This window comes from Streptomyces sp. NPDC096136 (genome assembly GCF_044763325.1).
Lineage (GTDB): Bacteria > Actinomycetota > Actinomycetes > Streptomycetales > Streptomycetaceae > Streptomyces.
In genome coordinates this window covers 1-2218 of sequence record NZ_JBIWFZ010000064.1, presented here as the reverse complement: position 1 = coordinate 2218, position 2218 = coordinate 1, and the positions used below count along the sequence as shown (strand labels likewise).

Sequence of the window (2218 nt, the reverse complement as noted above, 5' to 3'; positions counted from 1 at the left end):
CATCGAGGCGTCGAAGCTGGGCGAGGCGAGTTGCAGTACCCGGCTGCCCGCAGTGGTCCGGCACCGCTCCACCAAGGTGGAGACGAGCGAGGCCAGACCCGTGTGGAGGACCGCGGTCCCCTTGGGCCGGCCTGTGGAGCCGGACGTGTAGATCGTGTACGCGGTGTTCGCGCTGGTGAGAGGGATGATGCGGTCGGCGTTCGTCGGATTGCTGATCGGCTGCTCGGTCCACGACGTGGTGACGGACTCGATCGCCCGAATCCTGATGTCGGCTTCGGCGACGACCGTGCGGAAGTCGTCCGCCAGCTGTTCGTGGGTGAGGACGAGAGAGGGAGCGGCGTCCCTGATGATGTAGGCGATGCGCTCGGCGGGATAGTCCGGGTCGACGGGCAGGTAGCCGGCGCCCGCCTTGGCGATGCCCAGGACGGCGGCGATCTGCTCCGCGCCCCGCGCCAGAGCCAGGCCCACCAGCTGCTCCGCCCCGATGCCCTGCGAGATCAGCCAGTGGGCTATCTGGTTGGCCCGCGCATTCAGTTTCGCGTAGGTCCACGCCCCTGCCTCGGACTCCAGCGCGAGTGCATCCGGGGCGGCCTGCACGAGGGCCTCGAACAGCTCGGGCAAGGTCGCCTCGCCGATCTCCGGGTGGGCAGCGGTCGCCCACTCCCGCAGCCTCTCCTGTTCACCAGGAGTGAGGATGTCCACCGAACCGATGGGCTCGTCGGGATCTGCGGCCACTGCTCTGAGCAGCCGGTTCCAGCGTGCGGTCAGCGTTTCGACCGTGGCCCGGTCGTACAGGTCGGTGGCGAACTCGACGAACCCGTTGATGCCCGCAGGTTCGCCGTCTTGCAGACGCTCCTCGCCCACAGTGATCGACAGGTCGAACATCGACGTCCCGGTGGGCCAGATCTCCATGTCGACCTGCAGTCCCGGCAGGTCGAAGCAGGGCTGCTGGGTGTTCTGCAGGCCCAGAGAGATCTGGAAGAGGGGGTGGTGGGTGGTGCTGCGGTGGGGGTTGAGCTTTTCGACCAGGTGCTCGAACGGAATGTCCTGGTGCGCATAGGCGGCCAGGCTGGTCCGGCGCGCCTGGGCGAGCAGGTCGACGAATGAGGGGTTGTTCGACGTATCGGTACGCAGGACCAGGGTGTTGACGAAGAAGCCGATGAGGTGCTCGAGGTTTCCGTCGGTGCGTCCCGCGATGGGGGCACCGATGGTGACATCGGTGCCGGAGCCGAGACGGGTCATCAGGGCGGCGAAGGACGCCTGCAACACCATGAACAGAGTGGTGCCGGTGGATCGTGCCAACTGGACCAGTGTCTGGTGTAGCTCGGCGTCGAACCCGAACTCGCTGACATCGCCGGCGTACGTGGCGACTGCCGGGCGGGGCCGGTCGGTGGGCACGGTGACCTGCTCGGGCAGGCCGGCGAGTTGCTGGGCCCAGTAGCGTTCCTGTCGGGCGAAGAGGCTGTCGGGGTCGGTGTCGTTGCCGAGGAGTTCGCGCTGCCACAGGGTGTAGTCGGCGTACTGCACCGGCAGGTCCGGCCACTGCGGCTCACTGCCGGACAGCCGCGCCGAGTACGCGGCGACGAGGTCCTGGGCGAGTTGTCCTATGGACCAACCGTCACCGGCGATGTGGTGGACCACCAGCATCAAGACGGACTCGCCCGCGTTGACGGTGAACAGCGTGGCTCGGAAGGGAGCTTCGGCGGCCAGATCGAAGGGGTGCCGCGCAGCCTTGTCGAGTTCCTGCCGCAGACCGGCCTTGTCTACGCGTACGGCCTTCAGGCCGATCGGGGTTTCCTCCGTGTCGGTGATGTGCTGGCTCGGCCGGCCGCCCACCTCGTGGAAGACGGTGCGCAGAGCCTCGTGCCGAGTGATGACGTCGTTCACCGCGTCGCGCAGGGCCTGCCGGTCGAGGTCGCCGGTCAGCCGCAGTGCGAGCGGCATGTTGTAGGTCGCCGACGGTCCTTCCAGCTGGTGCAGGAACCACAGCCGCTGCTGGGCGTAGGACAGCGGTAGCCTTTCCGGCCGCGTCACCGCCGGACGGAGCACCGGGCGAGCGGCACCTGCAACCAGGTTGCCCGCGAGCTCGGCGACGGTGGGTGCTTCGAAGAGTGTCTGGACGGTGGTTTCGGTGCCGAGGGTGGTGCGGATGCGGCTGGTGAGTTGGGTGGCGAGGAGGGAGTGGCCGCCGAGGTCGAAGAAGTTGTCGTCGATGCTG

Annotated in this window: 1 protein-coding gene; it reads right to left on the bottom strand. The window is 67.9% G+C overall.

The genetic code is table 11. The features are described from left to right. A partial coding sequence (locus ACIRBY_RS38705) for a condensation domain-containing protein (protein ID WP_403910181.1) occupies nucleotides 1–2218 on the bottom strand: 2218 nt, incomplete at both ends.